Origin of the sequence: Nocardia takedensis NBRC 100417 (assembly GCF_000308695.1) — a bacterium.
Classification (GTDB): Bacteria; Actinomycetota; Actinomycetes; order Mycobacteriales; family Mycobacteriaceae; genus Nocardia; species Nocardia takedensis.
In genome coordinates this window covers 1-2,983 of record NZ_BAGG01000203.1, presented here as the reverse complement: position 1 = coordinate 2,983, position 2,983 = coordinate 1, and the positions used below count along the sequence as shown (strand labels likewise).

Genomic DNA, 2,983 nt, shown 5'->3' with positions numbered 1-2,983 from the left:
GCAGGATTTCTACGAGGTGTGCGCGCAGCGGGGGTATCGGTACGGTCCGGTGTTTCGGGGGTTGCGGTCGGTGTGGCGTGGCGGGGACGAGGTGTTCGCGGAGGTGGCGTTGCCCGAGGCCGCCGGTGGGGTGGAGGAGTTCGTGATCCATCCGGCGTTGTTGGACGCGGCGATGCAGGCGATGGGTTTTCTGGGGTTGGAGGTCGAGGCGGGTTCGGTGTTGTTGCCGTTCGCGTGGGAGGGGGTGCGGGTGTTCGCGGTGGGGGCGCGCGCGGTACGGGCACGGTTGCGTGGTGAGGGTGCGGGCCGGGTGGGGATCGTGTTGTTCGACGGTGTGGGTGGTGTGGTGGCCGAGGCGGTGTTGGTGGTGCGCGGGGTGGCGTTGAGCGAGCTGGGTGCGGTGTCCGGCGGCGACGAGGTGTTGTATGCGGTGGAGTGGAAGCCGGTGGAGGTGGGTGAGGTCGTGGTGGGGGCCGCGGCGGGTGTGTCGGTGTTGCGGTGTTCGGGTGATGGTGTGTGGGGTGTGGTGGAGTGGGTGCAGGGGTGGTTGGCGCAGGAGGAGCGGGCGGGTGAGCGTTGTGTGGTGGTGACCTCGGGTGCGGTGGCGGTGGACGGTTGTGACGAGTTGTCGGGGTTGGCGGATGCGGGTGTGTGGGGTTTGTTGCGTTCGGTGCAGAACGAGCATCCGGATCGGGTGGTGTTGGTGGATGTGGATGACTGGGGTGTGGTGGAGTGGGCGGTCGCGGCGGTGTCGGGGGTGGGTGAGCCGCAGGCGGCGGTGCGTCGGGGTGTGGTGTCGGTGCCGCGGTTGGTTCGGTTGGACACCGGGTCGGTGATCGACATCGACATCGACGCGGGTGTGGGTGTGGGTGTGGATGTCGCGGGTGCGGGTGTGGATGGTGTCGAGGGTGTGGGGTCGGTGGGTTGGCGGTTGCGGACGGTGGGGGTGGGGACGTTGACGGCGGAGAACTTCGTCGCCGAGCCGGTGGTGGAGTCGGGGTTGGCGCCGGGGTGGGTGCGGGTGGATGTGCGTGCGTCGGGGGTGAATTTCCGGGATGTGTTGGTGGCGTTGGGGATGTATCCGGATCCGGGGGCGGTGATCGGTGGTGAGGGCGCCGGTGTGGTGGTGGCGGTGGGCGCGGGGGTGTCCGGTGTGTCGGTGGGGGATCCGGTGATGGGTGTGTTCGAGGGTGTGGGGTCGACGGCGACGGCGGACGCTCGTCTGGTGGCGCGGATTCCGCGGGGATGGTCGTTCGTGGAGGCCGCGGGTGTTCCGGCGGTGTTCTTGACGGCGTGGCACGCGTTGGGCGAGTTGGCCGGGGTCCGGCGTGGCGAGCGGGTGTTGATCCATGCCGGGACCGGCGGGGTGGGGATGGCCGCGGTCGCGTTGGCGCGGTTGCGCGGAGCCGAGGTGTTCGTGACGGCGAGTCCGGGCAAGTGGTCGGTGTTGCGGTCGATGGGATTCGACGACGAGCACATCGCGAGCTCGCGGTCGGGAGAGTTCGAGGCGGCGTTCTCGGCGGTGACCGGGGGCGCGGGGGTGGATGTGGTGGTGAACTCGCTGGCCGGTGAGTTGACCGACGCGTCGTTGCGGTTGTTGCCGCGCGGTGGGCGTTTCATCGAGATGGGACGCACCGACGTACGCGACGCGGACGTGGTGGCGCGTGATCATCCCGGAGTGGTGTATCGGCCGTTCGTGTTGTTCGAGCTGGGCCCGGAGCGGCTGGGGCGGATGTTGGGCGAGCTGACCGCGATGTTCGAGCGGGGGGAGATCGCGCCGGTGCGGACCTCGGCGTGGGATGTGCGCCGGTTGCCGGAGATGTATCGGTATCTGAGTCAGGCGCGGCATGTCGGCAAGACGGTGGTGTCGGTTCCGCGTCGGCTCGAGCGGGACGGGACGGTGTTGATCACCGGTGGTACCGGCGTGCTGGGTGCGGTGTTCGCGCGGCATCTGGTGACACGCTACGGGGTGCGGCGACTGTTGCTGGTCAGTCGTAGCGGGGCCGCGGCGGCGGGGGTTTCGGAGTTGGTGGCGGAGTTGTCGGGGCTGGGCGCTCATGTCGAGGTGGTGGCGTGTGATGTGTCCGACCGTGCGGCTCTGGCCGCGGTGTTGGCGGGGATCCCGCGGGAGTTCCCGCTGACCGGTGTGGTGCATGCGGCGGGTGTGTTGCGTGATGGTGTGTTCTCGGGGTTGACGCGGGAGGGGTGGGATCCGGTGGTCGGGGTCAAGGTCGAGGCGGCGTGGCATCTGCACGAGCTGACCGCGGATCGGGATCTGGCGTTGTTCGTGTTGTTCTCCTCGGCGGCGGGGATTCTGGGGTCGCCGGGTCAGGCGAACTACGCGGCGGCGAACACCGCGCTGGACGCGTTGGCCGCCTACCGGCAGCGCCGAGGCTTGGCGGGTGTGTCGTTGGCGTGGGGGTTCTGGGAACAGAAGACCGGATTGACCGAGCATCTGGGCGAGCGGGGTTCGGCGCGGATGGTGCGTGGGGGGTTCCTGCCGATGAGTACCGAGGTCGGGTTGGCGATGTTCGACGCGGCATTGGTGTCGGGGCAACCGCTGGTGGTGGCGGCGCGTATCGATGCCGCGGCGTTGGCGGGGTCGGGGTCGGCGCCCGCGATCGCGCGCTCGATCACACGGTCGCGACGTCGGGCGAGCAACGACGAGGCCGGTGGGCAGTCGAAACTCTCGGCGCTGGTGCAGGGCCACAGTGAGTCCGAACGGGAACGGATCGCGTTGGAATTCGTACGCGGCCAGGTCGCGGTCGTACTCGGCCACGAATCGCTCACCGCCGTCCCCGCCGACGAACCCTTCAAGAGCCTGGGATTCGACTCCCTCAGCGCCGTCGAATTCCGCAACCGGCTACAGACCGCCACCGGATTGAAGATCCCCGCCACCATGGTCTTCGACCACCCCACCCCCAAAGCGTTGGCCCGCTACCTCCTCGACCAGATCACCCCACACACCACCACCGACGACAGC

1 protein-coding gene is annotated in these 2,983 nt (G+C 69.1%); it reads left to right on the top strand.

The window, feature by feature from the left end; genetic code table 11:
- Positions 1-2,983, top strand: a 2,983-nt coding sequence (locus tag ON30_RS28000) for an SDR family NAD(P)-dependent oxidoreductase (protein ID WP_040711996.1), incomplete at both ends; no start/stop codon positions are given.